Source organism: Stenotrophomonas sp. SXG-1 (genome assembly GCF_014083965.1).
Classification (GTDB): Bacteria; Pseudomonadota; Gammaproteobacteria; order Xanthomonadales; family Xanthomonadaceae; genus Stenotrophomonas; species Stenotrophomonas geniculata.
Genome location: NZ_CP046588.1, coordinates 3,856,231 through 3,876,617, shown reverse-complemented (window position 1 = coordinate 3,876,617; position 20,387 = coordinate 3,856,231). Strand labels below are relative to the sequence as shown.

Annotated in this window: 18 protein-coding genes; 12 read left to right on the top strand and 6 right to left on the bottom strand. The window is 66.7% G+C overall.

Features of this window, described 5'->3' with window-relative positions:
• The first annotated feature begins 177 nt into the window (after positions 1-177).
• From smeD to smeF, 3 genes are all read left to right on the top strand, one after another.
• A complete protein-coding gene (gene smeD / locus GOC52_RS17645; RefSeq protein WP_019337674.1) occupies positions 178-1,362 on the top strand; it encodes a multidrug efflux RND transporter periplasmic adaptor subunit SmeD in 1,185 nt (394 codons plus the stop codon).
• Positions 1,363-1,374: 12 nt separating this feature from the next.
• Positions 1,375-4,497, top strand: a complete 3,123-nt coding sequence (gene smeE, locus GOC52_RS17640; protein WP_010481397.1) for a multidrug efflux RND transporter permease subunit SmeE — start codon at positions 1,375-1,377, stop codon at positions 4,495-4,497.
• 97 nt (positions 4,498-4,594) lie between these two features.
• The gene (gene smeF, locus GOC52_RS17635; RefSeq protein ID WP_043401010.1) at positions 4,595-5,980 is read left to right on the top strand and encodes a multidrug efflux RND transporter outer membrane subunit SmeF; all 1,386 of its coding nucleotides are present in this window, start codon (positions 4,595-4,597) and stop codon (positions 5,978-5,980) included.
• Positions 5,981-6,088: 108 nt separating this feature from the next.
• On the opposite strand, the gene GOC52_RS17630 is transcribed toward smeF, so the two are convergent.
• The 5 genes from GOC52_RS17630 to GOC52_RS17610 all read right to left on the bottom strand — a co-directional run bounded on the left by GOC52_RS17630 (position 6,089) and on the right by GOC52_RS17610 (position 8,461).
• Positions 6,089-6,541, bottom strand: coding sequence for an REP-associated tyrosine transposase (locus GOC52_RS17630; protein ID WP_191850030.1), 453 nt, complete (start codon positions 6,539-6,541; stop codon positions 6,089-6,091).
• A gap of 107 nt (positions 6,542-6,648) precedes the next feature.
• A complete protein-coding gene (locus GOC52_RS17625) occupies positions 6,649-7,071 on the bottom strand; it encodes a low affinity iron permease family protein (protein ID WP_010481401.1) in 423 nt (140 codons plus the stop codon).
• 67 nt (positions 7,072-7,138) lie between these two features.
• Entirely contained in the window at positions 7,139-7,474 is a 336-nt protein-coding gene (locus GOC52_RS17620) for a hypothetical protein (protein WP_005411085.1), read from the bottom strand.
• A gap of 75 nt (positions 7,475-7,549) precedes the next feature.
• Positions 7,550-7,810 carry a hypothetical protein gene (locus GOC52_RS17615; RefSeq protein WP_010481405.1) on the bottom strand — a complete coding sequence of 87 codons (261 nt, stop codon included), beginning with the start codon at positions 7,808-7,810 and terminating at the stop codon, positions 7,550-7,552.
• 198 nt (positions 7,811-8,008) lie between these two features.
• Positions 8,009-8,461, bottom strand: a complete 453-nt coding sequence (locus GOC52_RS17610; protein ID WP_005411083.1) for a nucleoside deaminase — start codon at positions 8,459-8,461, stop codon at positions 8,009-8,011.
• 80 nt (positions 8,462-8,541) lie between these two features.
• On the opposite strand from GOC52_RS17610, the gene ubiE reads away from it, so the two are divergent.
• The 4 genes from ubiE to GOC52_RS17590 all read left to right on the top strand — a co-directional run bounded on the left by ubiE (position 8,542) and on the right by GOC52_RS17590 (position 12,960).
• Complete coding sequence (gene ubiE / locus GOC52_RS17605) at positions 8,542-9,303, top strand: bifunctional demethylmenaquinone methyltransferase/2-methoxy-6-polyprenyl-1,4-benzoquinol methylase UbiE (protein WP_005411082.1); 762 nt, start codon at positions 8,542-8,544, stop codon at positions 9,301-9,303.
• 246 nt (positions 9,304-9,549) lie between these two features.
• A complete protein-coding gene (locus GOC52_RS17600) occupies positions 9,550-11,478 on the top strand; it encodes a M1 family metallopeptidase (protein WP_053443536.1) in 1,929 nt (642 codons plus the stop codon).
• Positions 11,479-11,605: 127 nt separating this feature from the next.
• Positions 11,606-12,337: a hypothetical protein gene (locus tag GOC52_RS17595; protein ID WP_019337678.1), complete on the top strand. Its 732-nt coding sequence runs from the start codon at positions 11,606-11,608 to the stop codon at positions 12,335-12,337.
• Positions 12,337-12,960 (top strand): HAD family hydrolase, encoded by a 624-nt coding sequence (locus GOC52_RS17590; RefSeq protein WP_010481411.1) that lies wholly within the window; start codon positions 12,337-12,339, stop codon positions 12,958-12,960. The genes GOC52_RS17595 and GOC52_RS17590 overlap by 1 nt, the downstream gene beginning before the upstream one ends.
• 186 nt (positions 12,961-13,146) lie before the next feature.
• Here GOC52_RS17590 and GOC52_RS17585 read toward each other — a convergent pair whose 3' ends face one another.
• Positions 13,147-14,085, bottom strand: coding sequence for a carbohydrate kinase family protein (locus tag GOC52_RS17585; RefSeq protein ID WP_010481412.1), 939 nt, complete (start codon positions 14,083-14,085; stop codon positions 13,147-13,149).
• Positions 14,086-14,368: 283 nt separating this feature from the next.
• Here GOC52_RS17585 and GOC52_RS17580 point away from each other — a divergent pair, with 283 nt between their 5' ends.
• The 5 genes from GOC52_RS17580 (at position 14,369) to rodA (ending at position 20,307) form a co-directional block, all read left to right on the top strand.
• Positions 14,369-15,415, top strand: a complete 1,047-nt coding sequence (locus GOC52_RS17580; RefSeq protein ID WP_005419402.1) for a rod shape-determining protein — start codon at positions 14,369-14,371, stop codon at positions 15,413-15,415.
• 121 nt (positions 15,416-15,536) lie between these two features.
• On the top strand, positions 15,537-16,634 hold the full coding sequence (gene mreC / locus GOC52_RS17575) for a rod shape-determining protein MreC (RefSeq protein WP_049481455.1): 1,098 nt from the start codon (positions 15,537-15,539) through the stop codon (positions 16,632-16,634).
• A complete protein-coding gene (mreD, locus tag GOC52_RS17570; RefSeq protein WP_019660684.1) occupies positions 16,631-17,116 on the top strand; it encodes a rod shape-determining protein MreD in 486 nt (161 codons plus the stop codon). The genes mreC and mreD overlap by 4 nt, the downstream gene beginning before the upstream one ends.
• A gap of 3 nt (positions 17,117-17,119) precedes the next feature.
• Positions 17,120-19,198 (top strand): penicillin-binding protein 2, encoded by a 2,079-nt coding sequence (gene mrdA, locus GOC52_RS17565; protein WP_010481416.1) that lies wholly within the window; start codon positions 17,120-17,122, stop codon positions 19,196-19,198.
• Positions 19,195-20,307, top strand: a complete 1,113-nt coding sequence (rodA, locus tag GOC52_RS17560) for a rod shape-determining protein RodA (RefSeq protein WP_010481418.1) — start codon at positions 19,195-19,197, stop codon at positions 20,305-20,307. Before mrdA ends, rodA begins: the two co-directional genes overlap by 4 nt.
• The last annotated feature ends 80 nt before the right edge of the window (positions 20,308-20,387 follow it).

Below are 20,387 nucleotides of genomic sequence, written 5' to 3'. Positions count from 1 at the left end.
GAATTGTACCTGTTTACAAACAAACACGCATGTATGTATATTTCCGTCCCATCATTCCCGCCGTGTGCGTGGCAGGCCGTTGCCGGCTGCTTCTCCCCGCCGGTGAGCGTTGCCTGCTGGCGCTTTCGACCTGTATCAGCGCGTTTTGAGATTCCTTCCCCTGAGAGCCTTTCCGTCATGTTGCTGAGCCGAATCCGACCCATCGCGCTGTCGCTGGCCATCGCCGCGACCGTGGCTGCCTGCGGCGGCCAACCCCAGGCCCCCGAACAGGGCCCCGGTGACGTCACCGTGGTCACGCTGAAGTCCGAGACCGTGGGCCTGACCCGCGAACTGCCGGGCCGTACCAATGCCTTCCTGGTCGCCGAAGTGCGCCCGCAGGTCAATGGCATCGTCGCCAAGCGCCTGTTCACGGAAGGTGGCATGGTCAAGGCCGGCGAGCCGCTGTACCAGCTCGACGACGCCAGCTACCGCGCCCAGGCCAACAATGCCCGTGCCCAGCTGGCCCGCGCAGAAGCCACCGCCAATGCCGCCCGCCTGAGCGCCAGGCGCATCACCGAGCTGGCCAAGGTCGACGCGGTCAGCCAGCAGGATCTGGAGAACGCCGTGGCCGCGCAGAAGCAGGCCGAGGCCGACGTCGGCGCCGCCAAGGCATCGCTGGATGCGGCCAACGTCACCCTCGGCTACGCCCGTATCACCGCGCCGATCAGCGGCCGCATCGGCAAGTCCAGCGTCACCCAGGGTGCGCTGGTCAACGCCGGCCAGGCCAATGCGCTGGCCACCGTGCAGCAGCTGGATCCGATCTATGTCGACCTGACCCAGTCCTCGGCCGAGCTGCTGCAGCTGCGCCGCGAACTGGCCGCCGGCCGCCTGCAGGACAACCAGACGCTGCCGGTCAGCATCCTGATGGAAGACGGCAGCACCTTCGAGCACAAGGGCACGCTGGAGTTCTCCGAAGTCAGCGTCGATCCGGCCACCGGCAGCTTCGGCCTGCGCGTGAAGGTGGACAACCCGGACGGCCTGCTGATGCCGGGCATGTACGTGCGCGCAGTGATCGGCGGCGGCGTGCGCAGCGATGCGGTGCTGGTGCCGATGGCCGGCATCGCCCGCGATCCGAAGGGTGACACCTCCGCGATGGTGGTCGACAAGGACAACAAGGTCGAAGTGCGCCCGGTCAAGGTCAGCCGCACGGTTGGCGACAAGTGGCTGGTCGAGGACGGTCTGAAGGCCGGCGACAAGGTCATCGTCGAAGGCCTGCAGAAGATCGGCCCCGGCATGCCGGTCAAGGCCACCGAGAAGGGCGCTGCTCCGGCCAAGCCGGCAGCGGCCGCCCAGCCTGCCGCTCCGGCCGGCGACGCGAAGTAAGCGGAGAACCCCATGGCACGCTTTTTCATTGATCGACCCATCTTTGCATGGGTGATCGCCATCATCATCATGCTCGCCGGAGGCCTGGCCCTGTTCAAGCTGCCGGTCTCGATGTACCCCAACGTCGCACCGCCGGCGGTGGAAATCAGCGCCACCTACCCGGGTGCATCGGCCAAGGTGGTCGAGGACTCGGTGACGCAGATCATCGAGCAGAACATGAAGGGCCTTGATGGCCTGATCTACTTTTCCTCCAACAGCTCGTCCAACGGCCAGGCCACCATCACCCTGACCTTCGAGAGCGGCACCAACCCGGACATCGCCCAGGTGCAGGTGCAGAACAAGCTGCAGCTGGCCATGCCGCTGCTGCCGCAGGAAGTGCAGCGGCAGGGCATCAACGTGGCCAAGTCCAGCTCGGGCTTCCTGAACGTCATCGCGTTCGTGTCCGAGGACGGCAGCATGGACGCCAACGACATCGCCGACTACGTCGGTTCCAATGTCGTCGACCGCCTGAGCCGCGTGCCGGGCGTGGGCAACATCCAGGTGTTCGGTGGCAAGTACGCCATGCGCATCTGGCTGGACCCGAACAAGCTGCATACCTATGGCCTGTCGGTCGCCGAAGTGACCGCAGCGATCAAGGCACAGAACGCCCAGGTCGCCATCGGCCAGCTCGGCGGTGCGCCGTCGATCAAGGGCCAGCAGCTCAACGCCACCATCAACGCGCAGTCGCGCCTGCAGACCCCGGAACAGTTCCGCAACATCATCGTGCGCGGTGCGCAGGACGGTGCCGAGCTGCGCTTGGGTGATGTCGCCCGCGTCGAGCTGGGTGCGGAATCGTACGACTTCGTCACCCGCTACAACGGCCAGCCGGCCAGCGGCCTGGCGGTCACCCTGGCCACCGGCGCCAACGCGCTGGATACCGCCGCCGGCGTGGATGCCGCGCTGGAGGACATGAAGAGCTTCTTCCCGGCCGGGCTGAAAGCCGAGATCCCGTACGACACCACGCCGTTTGTGCGTGTGTCGATCAAGGGCGTCGTGCAGACCCTGATCGAAGCGATCGTGCTGGTGTTCGTGGTGATGTACCTGTTCCTGCAGAACTTCCGCGCCACCCTGATCCCGACCATCGCCGTGCCGGTGGTGCTGCTGGGTACCTTCGGCGTGCTGGCGATGCTGGGCTTCTCGGTGAACATGCTGACCATGTTCGCGATGGTGCTGGCGATCGGCCTGCTGGTGGACGATGCCATCGTGGTGGTGGAAAACGTCGAGCGCATCATGTCCGAAGAGGGACTGTCGCCGCTCGAGGCCACCCGCAAGTCGATGGGCCAGATCACCGGCGCGCTGGTCGGCATCGGCCTGGTGCTGTCGGCAGTGTTCGTGCCGATGGCCTTCATGAGCGGTTCCACCGGCGTGATCTACCGCCAGTTCTCGGCCACGATCGTCTCGGCGATGGCATTGTCGGTGCTGGTCGCGATCGTGCTGACCCCGGCGTTGTGCGCGACCATGCTCAAGCCGCTGAAGAAGGGCGAGCACCACGTCGCCCATCGCGGCCTGGCCGGTCGCTTCTTCAATGGCTTCAACCGCGGCTTCGACCGCACCAGCGAAAGCTACCAGCGCGGCGTGCGCGGCATCATCCATCGTCCGTGGCGCTTCATGGGCATCGTGGCGGCACTGTTCGTGCTGATGGGCGTGTTGTTCGTGCGCCTGCCCAGCTCGTTCCTGCCCAACGAAGACCAGGGCGTGCTGATGGCGCTGGTGCAGGCACCGGTCGGTGCCACCCAGGAACGTACGCTGGAATCGATCGCGGCACTGGAAAACCACTTCCTGCAGAACGAGAAGGATGCGGTGGACTCGGTGTTCTCGGTGCAGGGCTTCAGCTTCGCCGGCATGGGCCAGAACGCGGGCATGGCGTTCGTCAAGCTGAAGGACTGGAGCGAGCGTGACGCCAACAATGGCGTGATGCCGATCACCGGTCGCGCGATGGCGGCACTGGGCCAGATCAAGGATGCCTTCATCTTCGCCTTCCCGCCGCCGGCCATCCCGGAGCTGGGTACCGCTTCGGGCTACACCTTCTTCCTGAAGGACAACAGCGGCCAGGGCCACGAGGCGCTGGTGGCCGCGCGCAACCAGCTGCTCGGCCTCGCCGCCGGCAGCAAGAAACTGGCCAACGTGCGCCCGAACGGCCAGGAAGACACGCCGCAGTTCCGCATCGACATCGATGCGGCCAAGGCGACCTCGCTGGGGCTGTCGATCGACCAGATCAACGGCACCCTGGCCGCCGCGTGGGGCAGCTCGTACATCGATGACTTCGTCGATCGCGGCCGCGTCAAGCGCGTGTTCGTGCAGGCTGACCAGCCGTTCCGCATGGTCCCGGAAGACTTCGACCTCTGGTCCGTGAAGAACGACAAGGGCGAGATGGTGCCGTTCAGCGCGTTCGCCACCAAGCACTGGGACTACGGCTCGCCGCGCCTGGAGCGCTACAACGGCGTGTCGGCAATGGAAATCCAGGGCGAACCGGCCCCGGGTGTGGCCTCCGGTGACGCCATGGCCGAGATCGAACAGTTGGCCAAGCAGCTGCCGGCGGGCTTCGGCATCGAGTGGACGGCGATGTCCTACCAGGAACGCCAGGCCGGCTCGCAGACGCCGCTGCTGTACACGCTGTCGCTGATGATCGTGTTCCTGTGCCTGGCCGCGATGTACGAAAGCTGGAGCGTGCCGACCGCGGTGCTGCTGGCGGCCCCGCTGGGTATCCTCGGCGCCGTGCTGGCCAACACCTTCAAGGGCCTGGAACGCGACATCTACTTCCAGGTGGCGATGCTGACCACGGTGGGCCTGACCAGCAAGAACGCGATCCTGATCGTCGAGTTCGCCAAGGAGAACCTGGAGAAGGGCGCCAGCCTGATCGAGTCGATCATGCATGCCGTGCGCGACCGCTTGCGTCCGATCGTGATGACCTCGCTGGCCTTCGGCATGGGCGTGGTACCGCTGGCGGTCTCCACCGGTGCCGGTTCCGGCGCCAAGCAGGCGATCGGTACCGGCGTGCTCGGCGGCATGATCGTCGGCACCGTGCTCGGTGTGTTCTTCGTGCCGCTGTTCTTCGTGGTGGTGCAGCGCGTGTTCAAGCGCAAGACCGCCGAGTGATGAAATCCGGTAGCGCCGGGCCATGCCCGGCGGATGCCTCACCGCGTAGCCGCCGGGCATGGCCCGGCGCTACCACCGTGACCCCCAAGGTGTCGCCATGAAATTCTCTTCTCTTGCTGTATCCCTGGCCGGCGTGCTCGCGCTGGCCGGCTGCTCCACTCTGGTGCCGAAGAACACCGCTGTCGCTCCGGCGATTCCAGCGCAGTGGCCGGCCGAAGCCGCGCAGGGCCAGGTGGCCGATGTCGCCGCCGTCGGCTGGCGCGACTTCTTCACCGATCCACGCCTGCAGCAGGTGATCGACCAGTCGCTGCAGAACAACCGCGACCTGCGCGTGGCCGTGCTCAATGTAGAGCGCGCGCGCGGCCAGTACCGCGTACAACGCGCCGACCGCGTGCCCGGCGTGGCTGTCACCGGCCAGATGGAGCGCCGAGGCACCGACGCCGGCGTCACCGAGCAGTTCACCGCCGGTGTCGGCGTGGCCGAGTTCGAGCTGGATCTGTTCGGCCGCGTGCGCAATCTCAGTGAAGCGGCGTTGCAGCAGTACTTCGCCGTGGCCGCCAACCGCCGCAACGCGCAGCTGAGCCTGGTGGCCGAGACCGCGACTGCGTGGCTGACCTATGGTGCCGATGCACAGCAGCTGAAGATCGCCGAGGCCACGCTGAAGACCTACGAGGATTCGCTGCGCCTGGCCGAGGCCCGCCACGAACGTGGTGGCAGTTCGGCGCTGGAGCTGACCCAGACCCGTACCCTGGTCGAGACCGCACGTACGGATGCTGCACGCCTGCGTGGCCAGCTGGCCCAGGACCGCAATGCGCTGGCGCTGCTGGCCGGTGGCCAACTGGATCCGGCACTGCTGCCGGACAGCATCGAACCGCAGCTGCTTGCACTGGCCCCGCCGCCGGCCGGCCTGCCCAGCGACGTGCTGCTGCAGCGCCCGGACATCATGGCCGCCGAACACCAGCTGCTGGCCGCAAACGCCAACATCGGTGCGGCACGCGCAGCGTTCTTCCCGAGCATCTCGCTGACCGGCAGCATCGGCAGTGGTTCGAACGAACTGTCCAACCTGTTCGACAGTGGCACCCGTGTATGGAGTTTCCTGCCGAAGATCACCCTGCCGATCTTCCAGGGCGGCAAGCTGCGCGCCAATCTGGCCATCGCCAACGCAGATCGTGATATCGCTCTGGCGCAGTACGAGAAGTCGATCCAGGTGGGCTTCCGCGAAACCGCCGATGCGCTGGCATTGAATGTCAGCCTGGACGAGCAGGTGAGTTCACAGCAGCGCCTGGTGGACGCGGCCGAACAGGCCAACCGCCTGTCGCAGGCCCGCTACGACGCGGGGCTGGACAGCTTCGTCACCCTGCTTGATGCGCGGCGTACCGCCTACAACGCGCAGCAGACCCAGCTGCAGGCCCAGCTGGCGCAACAGGCCAACCGCATCACCCTGTACAAGGTGCTGGGTGGCGGCTGGCACGAGCGCAGCTGAGCAGCAATTCGATACCGGTAGCGCCGGGCCACGCCCGGCGGCCTTTCGTTCCTGCATGCCTGACGGCTGGGCGGACCGCACTTCGTGCTCGCCGGGCATGGCCAGGCGCTACCGCATGGGCCAACGGCACCATGCAAACGGATATTCATCGAGATGCAGGGTCAATCTTGCTCGGATGGGGTTGCCCAGGATGTACAACGCATGGCGCCTCAAGGCTTCCTCGCTGCGTACCGCGTGATCGAAATAGCTCGGCTGCCACAAAGGCGTCTGTATGCCGAACTGCTGCCCCAGCAACCGGCTGCTGCGGGATTTCACCGTTCCCATCATGCGCGCCAGTGATCCGTCGCGCAGCTGCATCAGCCAATGCAGATGGTCAGGCATGACGACCCAAGCAAAGGACCGACTGAGGCCCATGCGTTCAACATACCTCAATGCATCCACAAGACACGTTGCACAACGTGGATCTTCAAAGACCGGGCGCCGGTGGCGTACGACCGTGGTGAGGACGTAGTAGCCCCCGATATGGGAGTGGCGGCCACGTTCCAGATGACGGCTGGACATGGCGCCAGTCTGCACTGATGGGATGTCCGCAGTTATCAGCCGAGGGCGATGGCCCGTGTGGGATTCTTCCGGGTATCGCGCTCGCCGGGCATGGCCCGGCGCTACCGTCAGATCGCTTCATCATCGCGCGGGGCCGCGCGGCAGGCGCGCACGCGCAGCAGCGCGTCACCGGCCTCGCGGGCCATGCGCTCGTATTCGGCGCGGATCTCTTCCAGCCGCGCTTCGTCCAGTTCTTCCAGATCCAACAGTTCGTTGTTGGCTTCGGCTGTCGCCCGGATCAGCTCGTCCAGCTTGATCTGCATCGCGGCGGTATCCGCGTTCTGCGTGTGCTGGATCAGGAACACCATCAGGAAGGTGATGATGGTGGTGCCGGTGTTGATCACCAGCTGCCAGGTGTCGTTGAAACCGAACACCGGGCCACTGATGCCCCAGATCACCACGATCGCTACTGCGGCCAGGAAGGTCCACGGCGAGCCGGTGGCGGCCGCGGCCTTCTTGGCGATCGTATTGAACAGGTTGCGTGCTTTCATCGTCGTCGTCCCACTCAGGTGACGAGGATGATCGGCAGTGGCCCGTGCAGGCGCCGTGCAGCGGCAGTCAGGCGCGCATGCGCTGCAGGCGCGGTGCCTGCAGGCTGCGCACCGGACTGCTCTGGTAGACGTGCTGCCAGCAACGGTCGACGAACTCGCGGGCCTGTGCTTCGCTCAGTCGCGGCATGATCTGCAGGGCGTACTGGGTCTGGAACATCTCGTCACGTTCGGCCTCGCTGGCGCGCGGCTGGGTGATCAGCGAATCGCAGGCAAACTTGATCCACGGCACGTACGAGCCGAACGAGTTGTGCGGCAGTGCGCCTTCGGCATGTTGGCGGCGCCAGTGATCCAGCTCGGCGTCAACGTTGATGACCGGAGGAATGGTGGGGACTTCAGCGTGCATGACAATCCAGTTCGGTTGAGTGGAAAGGGAGTGGGGGTTCATCGGAGTGTGGCGTATGTGGCGGTGCATGCCGCGTCAGCGCGATGTGGAGCTGGCGTTGGCATGTCCGATCAACTGCGCACGCTCGACGGCACCGAGATCTTCGGCGATGTCGGCCATCGCATTGCACAGGCGCTCGTGGTCGAGCGGGTGGCCGCGCACCAGCTCCAGCTGCAGGCCCTGGTAGGCAGTCCAGAACAGTGCGCCACGCTGGTGCAGTGCGTACTGCTGCTGCAGGCGCTTGCGGATGGCGTCGAGGATCGGGTCAGGCGTAGGTCGTACGGCGTGCGCGCACATGGCTGGCTCCGCCGGGGAAAGAAGTCCCGGTAACCCCACCCTAGGCGCGGCAGCCGGGCGGGGTGTTATCGCAGCGTGTGCACGTTGCGCAGCTGACTGTGCACGGGTTCACGGCAATGGCCGCAAACGCTGCCGGCACTAGGGCGTGCCGGCGCTGAAGCGTTCATTAAATGGGATCAACAGGACACTGCGTGGTAATCATTCACCGATGTCTTCGTTCCAGATCTCCGGGTGCTGCGCAATGAAGCCGCCCAGCAGGTCCACGCATTCCTGGCTGTCCAGGTCGATCACGTTGACGCCATTCTCCCGCAACCAGTCGATGCCGCCCTGGAAGGTGCGCGATTCGCCCACCACCACGGTGCCGATGTTGAACTGGCGCACCAGGCCCGAGCAGTACCAGCACGGTGCCAGGGTGGTGACCATGATCGTGTCCTGGTAGCGGCGCTGGCGGCCGGCCTTGCGGAACGCATCGGTTTCGCCATGGACAGAGGGGTCGCCTTCCTGCACGCGGCGGTTATGGCCGCAGCCGAGCAGGCGGCCGTCGTTGTGGTACAGCGCCGCGCCGATCGGCACGCCGCCTTCGGCCAGGCCCTGGCGGGCTTCGGCGATGGCGGTCTGCAGCAGGGCCTGGTAGTCGGGCGTGGTGATCATGCGGGGCTCCGGTAAGTCGTGGCCCGCCATGATACGGGCAGGGGGTGCCGCTGGCCCCCGGCGGTGCGATAATCGGGGCCATGAGCGAATCCCCCTACAAAGCCGGTACCACCCATTTCGGGTTCCGCGACGTCGCCGCCAAGGACAAGCAGAAGCTGGTCGGCCAGGTATTCACCTCGGTCGCGCGCAACTACGACCTGATGAACGACCTGATGAGCCTGGGCGTGCACCGGGCGTGGAAGCGCTACTACGTGGCGACCGCGCAGGTGAAGCCGGGCGACCGCGTGCTCGACCTGGCGGGCGGCACCGGCGACATCGCCGCCCTGCTGAAGGAGCGCGTCGGCGCCGAGGGCTCGGTGGTGCTGGGCGACATCAACGCCGGCATGCTGTCGGTCGGCCGCGACCGCCTGACCAACCGCGGCCTGGTGCTCGGCCTGGACTACGTGCAGTGCAACGCCGAAGCCCTGCCGTTCCCGGACAACAGCTTCGACCTGGTCACCATCGCCTTCGGCCTGCGCAACGTCACCGACAAGGACGCCGGCCTGCGCGAGATGTACCGCGTGCTGAAGGTGGGCGGCCAGGCCCGCGTGCTGGAGTTCTCCGAAGTCACCGCGGACTGGTTCAAGCCGATCTACGACTTCCACTCGTTCAAGATCCTGCCCAAGCTGGGCAAGTTGTTCGCCAATGATTCGGACAGCTACCAGTACCTGGCCGAGAGCATCCGCAAGCACCCGCCGCAGGATGAACTGAAGGCGATGATGGGGCAGGCCGGTTTCGAGCGCTGCCACTACAAGAACCTGACCGGCGGCATCGTTTCGATCCACTCCGGCTACAAGCTGTAAGCCTTGCCCGGGTGGGTGCCAACCCTGGTTGGCACTCGGCCGCTGCGGTCATCCGCTCTGGTAGGTGCCGACCTTGGTCGGCACGGGCCTGCCACATGCGATGAAAGATTCGTGCCAACCAAGGTTGGCACCTACCCGGGGCGCAGCCGCAGGATCGGCCTTGGCCGCATTACCCCGCACCGCGCAACGCCTGCCGGGCCGGAGGGAGGTACCATTGGGGTTTGATCCCCGTAACGGTCCCGATTCATGCGTAATCCGCTGATGCTCCTTCCGCTGGCCGTGGCCCTGGCCGCCGGCTGCTCCCAGGAGGCGGCCGCGCCCGCCGCCGCCCCGACTGCCACAAAGGCCCCTGCCGCCCCCGTGAACGCCGAGAACCGCAGCCACGACGAAAGCTCGTACGCCGAGCCGGACAAGGTCGCCATCAAGGACATCGCACTGGATCTGAAGCTGGACTTCGACCAGAAGCAGATCGGCGGCACCGCCACCTACACCCTGGAATGGAAGCAGAAGGACGCCAAGCAGCTGGTGCTCGACACCCGCGAGCTGACCGTGTCCAAGGTTGAGGCCGTTGCCGCCGATGGCGCGCGCAGCCCGCTGAAGTTCGAGCTGGCCGCCGCTGACAAGGTGTTCGGCAGCAAGCTGACCATCGAGGCTCCGGAACAGCCGGCCAAGGTGGAAGTGACCTATCACACCGCGCCGACCGCCTCGGGCCTGCAGTGGCTGGCACCGTCGATGACCGAGGGCAAGAAGCTGCCCTTCATGTTCAGCCAGTCGCAGGCGATCCACGCCCGTTCCTGGGTGCCGCTGCAGGACACCCCGAGCGTTCGCTTCACCTACAGCGCGCACGTGGTCTCGCGCCCGGACGTGATGGTGCTGATGAGCGCCGACAACGATCCGAAGGCCGCGCGTGACGGTGACTACACCTTCAAGATGCCGCAGCCGATTCCGTCCTACCTGCTGGCCATCGCCGCCGGCGACCTGGTGTTCGAGCCGATCTCCGGCCGCTCCGGCGTCTGGGCCGAGCCGACCATGGTCAACAAGGCCGCCAAGGAATTCGAAGACACCGAAAAGATGATCGGTGCCGCCGAGAAGCTGTACGGCGAATACCGCTGGGGCCGCTACGACATGCTGGTGCTGCCGCCGTCGTTCCCGTTCGGCGGCATGGAAAACCCGCGCCTGACCTTCGCCACCCCGACCGTGATCGTCGGCGACAAGTCGTTGGTCTCGCTGGTCGCCCACGAACTGGCGCACAGCTGGTCGGGCAACCTGGTGACCAACGCCAGCTGGAAGGACATCTGGCTCAATGAAGGCTTCACCACCTACGTCCAGGGCCGCATCACCGAAGCCCTGTACGGCAAGGAAATGGCCGAGATGGAGAAGCAGATCGACCAGACCGACCTGCTGGCCGAAGTGAAGGACATGAGCCCGGCTGACCAGGCACTGGCGCTGCCGCCGCTGAACGAGCGTGATCCCGACGAAGCGCTCAGCCAGGTCGCCTACGTCAAGGGTGCGTGGTTCCTGGAATTCCTGGAGCAGCGCTTCGGCCGCGAGACCTTCGATCCGTTCCTGCGCGGCTGGTTCGATGACCACGCCTTCCAGAGCGCGAACACCGACCAGTTCGTCGAGTACATGAAGAAGAACCTGCTGCCGAAGAATCCCTCGGCCGTGACCGAGGCCGAACTGAAGGCGTGGCTGGACGAGCCGGGCATTCCGGCGTTCGCTGCCAAGGCGCAGTCGCGCAACTTCAGCAGCGTCGATACCGCGCGCATCGCCTTCGCCAGCGCCGGCACCGTGCCGAGCAGCCAGGTCATCGCCGACTGGAGCACGCAGGAATGGGTGCGCTTCATCGACGGCCTGGGTGCGACCCAGCCGCTGGACAAGCTGGCCACGCTGGACAAGGCCTTCCACTTCACTGGCACCCCGAATGGCGAGATCGCCATGCGCTGGTACCCGCTGGCGATCCGCAGCGGCTACGAGCAGGCCAATGAAGGCGCGGCGGCATTCATCGAGCGCGTCGGCCGTCGCAAGCTGATCCTGCCGATCTACGCCGAACTGGTGAAGACCCCGAAGGGGCTGGAGCTGGCCAAGCAGGCCTTCGAAAAGGCCAAGCCGGGCTACCACCCGATCACCACCGCCTCGGTCCAGGACATGCTGGCCAAGGCTGAAGCCAAGTAAGCGGTAGTGCCGGCCGCTGGCCGGCAACCGGTCACTGCTTCACCACCAACGGCGGGGAAACCCGCCGTTGGTGTATCCGCTTTTCGCTGCCGATAGAATCGGGATGCACCCGCAAAGGACCTCCGCCATGAAACGACTGATCCTGCTCACCGCCTGCACCCTGGCGCTGGCCGCCTGCAGCAACCCCGAGGAAGAACGCAAGGCGCAGGAAGCCGCCGCAGCCGCCGTGCAGGCGCAGAAGGAGGCCAAGGCCGAAGACGTGGCCAAGCAGTACGACATGGCCGTGGCCGCGCAGGACTGGGAGCGCGCGCGCCTGCATGGTGCCTCGCTGCTGGACCAGTACAAGGACACCGCGGCCGCCGAGCGCATCGCCGCAGGCTTCGACGAGGTCAAGGCCAAGGGCGATGCCGCGCGCGACCTGCGCCGCATGCAGGCGCTGTGGCAGTACAACCAGATCCCGGTGGGCAACAAGGGCAACCAGGTTTCGGCGCAGATCTACAGCAAGGAACGGGTGGACGTGGATGGCAGCGGCGCCAAGCCGGTGCAGCTGGTGTTCCGCGATCATCCGGAGTGGAAGCGGCATGCGTATCTGGTGCTGCAGGCCGGCGATTTCCGTTGCCCGCAGTGCACGGTGAAAGTAACCGTGGACGACGGCAAGCCGATTTCCATGGCGGCGTGGCGTCCGAAGACCGATGAAGCCATTGCCCTGTTCATCACCGACCAGAAGGCGCTGTGGAAGCTGGCGCGCAAGGGCAAGTCGATCAGCATCGAGTTCCCGGTCAAGGCCGGTGGCACCCGCACCGCTGTGTTCGAAACCGGTGGCGTCGACGCCAGCCGCATGCCGCAGTGGTGGCAGTGATGGTTGCGGCGGGCAGCGCAGTGCACGCGTTGTCCGCGATCCGGCACTGGGTGTTCGACATGGATGGCACGCTGACCGTCGCCGTGCATGATTTCGCCGCGATCCGCCGCGCGCTGGAGATCGCGGCCGAGGAAGACATCCTTGACCATATTGCGGCGTTGCCGGACGCACCGGCGCAGGCCAAGCGCGAGTGGCTGCTGGATCATGAGCGCGCGCTGGCCGAGGACGCACTGCCGGCACCGGGTGCGCTGAAGCTGCTGCGCGCGTTGTCGGCGGCAGGCTGCCGGCTCGGCATCCTGACCCGCAATGATCATGCGCTGGCGAAGCTGACGTTGGACGCGATCGGGGTCGGGGCGTTGTTCGACGATGCCGACATCATCGGCCGCGATGAAGCGGTGCCCAAACCCTCACCGGATGGCCTGCAGCAGCATCTGCGGCGTTGGGGGATCGGGGCTGCGGAGGCGGTGATGGTCGGTGACCACGCCTACGACCTGGAGTGCGGCCGTGCGGCCGGCGCCCATACCGTGCTGGTCAACCTGCCGGAAAACCCATGGCCGGGCCGTGCCGACTGGCATTTCGCTGATTGCCGCGCCTTGCTGGCTGCCTGGCAGGGCGCTTGCTGATGTAGAGCCGAGCCCACGCTCGGCTGCTCTCCTCCGGTCAGATCGCGCTGGCGCGCGCAAGCCGAGCATGGCTCGGCTCTACAGAGAGCAGGCCACGTGTCGGTCGGAGGTTCCGGTAGTGCCGGCCGCTGGCCGGCAGTGTCGACCAAGGTCGACACCCACCGATCAGATGTGCGGGCAGTTCGGTTACGCGCTCAGCGCGTAACCGAACTGCTGCTTGAACTGCTCGTTGAACTCATCGAAGGTGAAGCGCTGGTTCTGCGTGCCCGGGTGCTCGACCTTCAGCGCGCCCATCAGGTTGCCCATGCGGCCGATGGTCAGCCAGTCGTAGCCCTTCTGGATGCCGTAGATCAGGCCGGCGCGGAAGGCGTCGCCACAGCCGGTCGGGTCGACCACGCGGCGCTCATGCGCCGGCGGAATGTCGTAGCTCTTTTCCGGGGTGTGGATGACCGCGCCCTTCGGGCCGCGGGTGGTGATGTAGGCCTTGACCCGGCTGACGATCTCTTTCTCGTCCCAGCCAGTGCGTTCCTGCAGCAGGTTCGACTCGTAGTCGTTGACCACCACGTAGTCGGCCTGCTCGATGAACTCGCGCAGTTCCGGGCCGTTGAACAGCGGCATGGCCTGGCCCGGGTCGAAGATGAACGGGATGCCGTCTTCGTGGAATTCCTGCGCGTTCTGGATCATGCCTTCGCGGCCGTCCGGGCCGACCAGGCCCAGGGTCACGCCCGGTACGCCACGCACGTGGTTTTCGTAGGAACGCATCATCGCGCCCGGGTGGAAGGCAGTGATCTGGTTGTTGTCGTGATCGGTGGTGATGAACGCCTGCGGGGTGAACAGCTCATCGATCACGCGCACGCGCGACAGGTCGATGCCCAGGCCTTCGAAGTACTCACGGTACGGGCCAAAGTCCGAACCCACGGTGCCCATCGGGATCGGCTGGCCGCCCAGCAGGTGCAGGTTGTAGGCGATGTTGCCGGCGCAGCCGCCGAACTCACGGCGCATGCGCGGGACCAGGAAGGACACGTTCAGGATGTGCACCTTGTCCGGCAGGATGTGATTCTTGAACTGGTCCGGGAACACCATGATGGTGTCGAAGGCAAGAGAACCACAGATCAGAGCGGACATCGATGTAAGCCTATGCGGTGAATTTTGGGGTGGGCCGGCCCGGTTCGGCGGGCAAGCAAACGGCGCCCTTGGGCGCCCGACGGCGCAAAGGTTACCCGCTGGTGCCGCTCAGGGCCAGAACCGGGTGAGACCCGATCAGGCCGAAAGCCTGTGAAGACGCGGGTTCAGCTAGTTTTTTCCTTGCTCGGCGGCAGGCGGGTTGCTAGGCTTGTCGGCCTCGATTTCTGCCCATTTTTTCGCCATCCCGCGGCGGGCACGACACCCCTCAGGACTCCTTCCTCAGATGTTCAAGAAACTCCGTGGCATGTTCTCCAACGACCTGTCCATCGACCTGGGCACGGCCAACACCCTCATCTACGTGCGCGGGCAGGGGATCGTGCTGAACGAGCCATCGGTCGTGGCCGTGCGTCAGGACCGTGCCATCGGTGGCACCCGCTCGGTGGCAGCCGTAGGCGCCGAAGCCAAGCAGATGCTGGGCCGTACCCCGGGCCACATCACCACCATCCGCCCGATGAAGGACGGCGTCATCGCCGACTTCACCTATACCGAGGCGATGCTCAAGCACTTCATCAAGAAGGTGCACAAATCGCGCGTGCTGCGCCCGAGCCCGCGCGTGCTGGTCTGCGTGCCGGCCGGCTCGACCCAGGTCGAGCGCCGCGCGATCAAGGAATCGGCCGAGGAAGCCGGTGCCCGTGACGTGTTCCTGATCGAAGAACCGATGGCGGCCGCGATCGGCGCCGGCATGCCGGTCACTGAAGCGCGTGGCTCGATGGTCATCGACATCGGCGGCGGCACCACCGAAGTGGCGGTGATCTCGCTCAACGGCATCGTCTACTCGGCGTCGGTCCGCATCGGTGGTGACCGCTTCGACGAGTCGATCACCAACTACGTGCGCCGCAACCACGGCATGCTGATCGGTGAAGCCACCGCTGAGCGCATCAAGGTCGAGCTGGGCTGTGCCTACCCGCAGGCGGAAGTGATCGAGATGGAAATCTCCGGCCGCAACCTCGCCGAGGGCGTGCCGAAGATGATCAAGATCAGCTCCAACGAGGTGCTTGAAGCCCTGCACGAGCCGCTGTCGGGCATCGTCAGCGCGGTCAAGCTGGCGCTGGAACAGACCCCGCCGGAACTGTGTGCCGACGTCGCCGAGCGCGGCATCGTGCTGACCGGTGGCGGCGCCCTGCTGCGTGACCTGGACCGCCTGATTTCCGAGGAAACCGGCCTGCACGTGCAGGTGGCGGACGATCCGCTGACCTGCGTGGCCCGCGGCGGTGGCCGTGCGCTGGAGCTGGTCGACATGCACGGCAACGAGTTCTTTGCGCCGGAATAAGCCGTCCCGGCTGCCTGCGCCCGCAGCGCCCCTCCGGGGTGCGGCCCACCACGAGGGTGGGCCGGCACCGGCGGGGCGCCCGCGTGTTCCCCTTCCGCCTTCTGCCAATTGAATCGTTGCCGTGCCGCCCTACGCCGGACCTCCCGTTGCTTCCCGATCCGGTGATGCCGCCAGCCCGCTGCGTCTGCTGGCTTATCTGGCACTGGCCATCACTCTGATCGTGCTTGACGACCAGGCCGGCTGGCTGGCGCGCCTGCGCGAGCAGGCCAACAGCCTGGTGCAGCCGGTCTGGGCACTGGCCGGCCTGCCCGGCAAGCTCGGCAACCAGGTCAAGGATTCTGCCGCCAGCCACAGCCAGCTGGTCGCCGAGAACCGCGAACTGCGCAACCAGCTGCTGCTGGCCAACGCGCGCCTGACCCGCCTGCAGACCGCCGCACTGGACAATGCCCAGCTGCGCGAACTGCTGAACGTGGCCGAGCGCAGTGGCCTGGACGTGCAGCTGGCGCCGATCCTGGACATCGACCTGGACCCGGTCAAACAGCGCCTGGTACTCGATGCCGGCAGCCGCGAGGGCGTGCATGTCGGCCAGGCGGTGATCGACGCCGGCGGCCTGATGGGCCAGGTGATCAGCGTCACCGGCGGCACCTCTACCGTGCTGCTGCTGACCGACCCTGACCATGCCGTGCCGGTGACCGTGGCCCGCAACGGCGTTCGCCTGATCGTCTATGGCCGCGGCGACACGCTGGAACTGCGCGATATTCCGCTCAGCGCCGGGGTGGAAGTGGGCGATGAGATCGTCACCTCCGGTCTTGGCGGTCGTTTCCCGGCCGGCTTCCCGGTCGGCACCATCACCGGCCTGCGACCGGACGACACCCATGCGTTCCTGGTCGGCGAACTGAAGCCGGCGGCGCAGCTCGACCGCGGCCGCGACGTGCTGCTGCTGCGCCCGGGCGCGGCGATCCGCATTCCGCCGGAGCTGCGCCTGCAGCTGGAAGAAACCGCCCCGGGTGGCCCGGCCACCGGCGCCACCGTGCCCGTGGGAACCGCGCCAGCGGCAACGACGCCAGCTCCGGTCAGCGCCCCGGTAGTGCCGGCCGCTGGCCGGCAACAGCCCTCGTCGCAAACGAGGTCTGTTGCCCCCGCATCCTCCCCTGATCCTGCTGCTCCGGTAGTGCCGGCCGCTGGCCGGCAACCGACCACGCCGGAGGCGCAGCGATGAGCCGCCTGCGCGACAAGCCATGGGTGCTGCCGGCCAGCCTGGTGGTGGCGCTGCTGCTGGGCCTGCTGCCGTTGCCGGCGCTGCTGCAGCCGCTGCGCCCGTACTGGCTGGCGCTGGTGCTGGCGTACTGGGTCATCGAAGCGCCCGAGCGCGTCGGCCTGGGCATCGCCTTCGCCAGCGGCGTCATCGCCGACCTGCTGTACGGCGGTGTCCTCGGCGAACAGGCACTGCGGCTGGTGATGCTGGCTTTCATCCTGCAGCGCTTCCGCGCCCGCATCCGTTTCTTCCCGATGTCGCAGCAGATGCTGGCCATCGGCGGCCTGCTGTTCAACGATCGCATCGTCAGCGCCCTGGTGCACATCCTGGTGGGTGAACCCACCCTGCCGTGGTCGTACTGGTGGGCGCCGCTGCTGGGCATGGGCCTGTGGCCGCTGGTGTTCGTGCTGCTGGATGCGGTGCGCTTCGGCAAGCGCGGGCGCTGAGCCATGATCCCGCGCCGCCAGGTCAAGAATCCGCACGCCGAAGCCGAACAGTTCCGCCGCCGCGCGGCGCTGGGTTTCCTGGGCGTGCTGGTCTGCCTGCTGGGACTGGGCGGCTGGTACTTCAAGCTGCAGGTGCTGGACCACGACGTCTACGCCACGCGCTCGGAAGCCAACCGCATCAAGCCGCGGCCGGTAGTGCCCGGGCGCGGCATGATCTACGACCGCAACGGTCGCCTGCTGGCCGAGAACGTGCCGGCGTTCCGCCTGGACGTGACCCCGGACAAGGTCAAGGACATGGACGCCACCCTGGAAGGGCTGGCGAAGATCATCAGCATCAGCCCGGAAGAGCTGGAAGCGTTCAACAAGTCGCGCAAGGCGCGCCGCAAGTTCCTGCCGGTCACGCTGAAGCTGCGCATGAGCGACGAGGAGATGGCGCGCTTCGCCGTCGACCGCTGGCGCTTCCCCGGCGTCGAGCTGGAGCCCTACCTGACCCGGCGCTACCCGTATGGCGACCTGTTCGCGCACATCATCGGCTACGTCGGCCGTGTCGACGACAAGGATCTGGAGATCCTCGGCGAAGGCAACGCCGCGCTGACCCACATCGGCAAGTCCGGCCTGGAGCGCTATTACGAGCAGCAGCTGCGCGGCAAGGTCGGCTACGAGCAGGTCGAGACCAACGTGCAGGGCCGTGCCATCCGCACCATCGGCCGCGTTGCCGCGCAGTCCGGCGCCGACCTGCGGCTGTCGATCGACGCCGACCTGCAGCGCGCCATGGTGGCCGCGTTCGGCGACCAGGAAGGCTCGGCCGTGGCGATGGACCCGCGTACCGGCGAAGTGCTGGCGATGGTCAGCCTGCCGTCGTACGACCCCAACCTGTTCGTCAACGGTATCTCGCATGCCGATTTCAAGGCGCTGAACGACAACCCGTCGCGGCCGCAGTTCAACCGCCTGGTGCTCGGTGGCGTCGCGCCCGGTTCCACGCTCAAGCCGCTGATCGGACTGGCCGGCCTGGATTCGGGTGTACGCCGCCCGGAAGACAAGGTGTTGTCCACCGGCATGTTCTACCTGCCCGGCACCTCGCGTGGCTGGGGTGACTCGCACCGCGGTGGTCACGGCTGGACCGACCTGCGCAAATCCATCGCGCAGTCGGTCAACACCTACTACTACAAGCTGGCGCTGGACCTGGGCATCGAGCGCTTCGACCATTACATGGAGTACTACGGCTTCGGCCAGCCGACCGGCATCGACCTGACCGGCGAGATCGGCGGCATCCTGCCGTCGCCGGCCTACAAGCGGAAGAGCCGCAAGGAGGCCTGGTATCCGGGCGATACAGTCAACATCAGCATCGGCCAGGGTGACTGGAAGGTCACCCCGCTGCAGCTGGCGCGGGGTGTCAGTGGGCTGGCCAACGGGCAGCTGCGCACGCCCCATCTGGTGATCCAGCAGCGTGCGGGGTTCGACCATGACTGGATGGCGACCGACCCGGGCGAAAGCAAACCGGTCAGCCCGAACCCGAACAATCTGCAGGCGGTGCGCGAAGGCATGATGGCCACCATGCTGCCTGGCGGCAGCGCAGCCCGCATGGCCGCCGGCGCGCCGTATACGATGGCCGGCAAGACCGGTACCGCGCAGGTCGTCAGCCGCAAGGGCACGGCCGCGGTGAATCCGAAGAGCCTGCCGATGCACCTGCGCCACCGCGCGCTGTTCGTCGGTTTCGCGCCGGTCGACCAGCCGGTGATCGCGCTGGCGATCGCGGTGGAGGGCGGCGGCTACGGCGGTGCGGCGGCTGCGCCGATCGCACGCAAGGTGTTCGACGCCTATCTGCTGGGCAAGATGCCTGAAGGCATGCAGCCGCTGGACAGCGAGCGCGGCACCACCGCCATCGGTGCCACCGCGTTCGACAACGAAGATGTGGGCGCGCGCCAGGCCGGTGACCTTGCTGCGGCACAGCTGGGCGAGCACCCGGTGCTGGTCGGCGTGCCCGCGCCGGAACCGGCACCCGCACCGCCGCAGCCGGGGGCGCCGGCTGCGGCCGCGCTGCCGGCCACGCCACGCCCGACCACCGTGGAGCCCGCACGATGAGAGTGTTTCTGCGTTGGGCCGGCGACATGCTGCGTCGCTTCTTCAGCACGCTGGACTGGGTGTTGTGCCTGGCCCTGGGCGCGCTGATGGTGATCGGTCTGGCCACGCTGAAGAGTGCCGGTGGCGATGGCCTGGTGATGGCACAGGGCGCGCGCTTCGCAGTGGGCATGGCCGCGTTGTGGGGCATCTCGCGGGTACCGATCCTGCGGATCCGCTCGGCCACGCCGATGATCTACGCAATCTCGATGATCCCGCTGCTGGCGGTGTTTGTGCTGGGTACCGGCAAATACGGCCGGCAGTGGCTGGACCTGAAATTCTTCTACCTGCAGCCGGCCGAGCTGCTGAAGGTCAGCCTGCCGATGATGGTGGCCTGGTACCTGCACAAGATGCCGTTGCCACCGCGCTTCAACACCGTGCTCGTGGCCTTGGTCATCATCGGCGTACCAACCGGCCTGGTGATGCTGCAGCCGGACTTCGGCACCGGTGTGCTGATCGCCGCCAGCGGCGTGTTCGTGCTGCTGCTGGCAGGCCTGCCGTGGTGGTGGGTCGGCCTGGGTGTGGGCGGCGTGGCCGCGGTTGCGCCGGTGGCCTGGTTCTGGCTGCTGCGGCCGTACCAGAAGGACCGCATCATGATGTTCCTGGACCCGGAGATGGATGCGCTGGGGGCCGGCTGGAACATCATCCAGTCGAAGATCGCGATCGGTTCCGGCGGCTTCGACGGCAAGGGCTGGGGCGAAGGCTCGCAGTCGCACTTGAACTTCATTCCCGAGCAGACCACCGACTTCGCGTTCTCGGTGCTGAGTGAGGAATTCGGCTGGATCGGCGTGGCCACCGTGCTGGCGCTGTACCTTGTGGTGATCGGGCGTTGCCTGTGGATTGCCAGCCAGTCGCGCGATTCGTACTCGCGCCTGCTGGCCGGCGCTACCGGCCTGGCGTTCTTCGTCTATGTACTGGTGAACGGCGGGATGATTTCCGGCCTGCTGCCGGTGGTGGGCGTGCCGATGCCGCTGATCAGCTACGGCGGTACCTCGGCGGTGTCACTGCTGGCCGGCTTCGGGTTGGTGATGGCCGTGCGCAGTCACAACCCGGTGCACGGCGGCTACGGGTAACACCGGCTGCGCAGGACCACCATGACAGCTTCACGCAAGCGCCCGTTGCTACCGTGGCGCGCGTGGAATGGAAACGACTG

What these genes read in the sequence shown, in the direction of transcription:
- smeD (WP_019337674.1), top strand. Translation starts at nt 178, where the DNA reads ATGTTGCTGAGCCGAATCCGACCCATCGCGCTGTCGCTGGCCATCGCC.
- smeE (WP_010481397.1), top strand. Translation starts at nt 1,375, where the DNA reads ATGGCACGCTTTTTCATTGATCGACCCATCTTTGCATGGGTGATCGCC.
- smeF (WP_043401010.1), top strand. Translation starts at nt 4,595, where the DNA reads ATGAAATTCTCTTCTCTTGCTGTATCCCTGGCCGGCGTGCTCGCGCTG.
- GOC52_RS17630 (WP_191850030.1), bottom strand. Translation starts at nt 6,541, where the DNA reads ATGTCCAGCCGTCATCTGGAACGTGGCCGCCACTCCCATATCGGGGGC.
- GOC52_RS17625 (WP_010481401.1), bottom strand. Translation starts at nt 7,071, where the DNA reads ATGAAAGCACGCAACCTGTTCAATACGATCGCCAAGAAGGCCGCGGCC.
- GOC52_RS17620 (WP_005411085.1), bottom strand. Translation starts at nt 7,474, where the DNA reads ATGCACGCTGAAGTCCCCACCATTCCTCCGGTCATCAACGTTGACGCC.
- GOC52_RS17615 (WP_010481405.1), bottom strand. Translation starts at nt 7,810, where the DNA reads ATGTGCGCGCACGCCGTACGACCTACGCCTGACCCGATCCTCGACGCC.
- GOC52_RS17610 (WP_005411083.1), bottom strand. Translation starts at nt 8,461, where the DNA reads ATGATCACCACGCCCGACTACCAGGCCCTGCTGCAGACCGCCATCGCC.
- ubiE (WP_005411082.1), top strand. Translation starts at nt 8,542, where the DNA reads ATGAGCGAATCCCCCTACAAAGCCGGTACCACCCATTTCGGGTTCCGC.
- GOC52_RS17600 (WP_053443536.1), top strand. Translation starts at nt 9,550, where the DNA reads ATGCGTAATCCGCTGATGCTCCTTCCGCTGGCCGTGGCCCTGGCCGCC.
- GOC52_RS17595 (WP_019337678.1), top strand. Translation starts at nt 11,606, where the DNA reads ATGAAACGACTGATCCTGCTCACCGCCTGCACCCTGGCGCTGGCCGCC.
- GOC52_RS17590 (WP_010481411.1), top strand. Translation starts at nt 12,337, where the DNA reads ATGGTTGCGGCGGGCAGCGCAGTGCACGCGTTGTCCGCGATCCGGCAC.
- GOC52_RS17585 (WP_010481412.1), bottom strand. Translation starts at nt 14,085, where the DNA reads ATGTCCGCTCTGATCTGTGGTTCTCTTGCCTTCGACACCATCATGGTG.
- GOC52_RS17580 (WP_005419402.1), top strand. Translation starts at nt 14,369, where the DNA reads ATGTTCAAGAAACTCCGTGGCATGTTCTCCAACGACCTGTCCATCGAC.
- mreD (WP_019660684.1), top strand. Translation starts at nt 16,631, where the DNA reads ATGAGCCGCCTGCGCGACAAGCCATGGGTGCTGCCGGCCAGCCTGGTG.
- mrdA (WP_010481416.1), top strand. Translation starts at nt 17,120, where the DNA reads ATGATCCCGCGCCGCCAGGTCAAGAATCCGCACGCCGAAGCCGAACAG.
- rodA (WP_010481418.1), top strand. Translation starts at nt 19,195, where the DNA reads ATGAGAGTGTTTCTGCGTTGGGCCGGCGACATGCTGCGTCGCTTCTTC.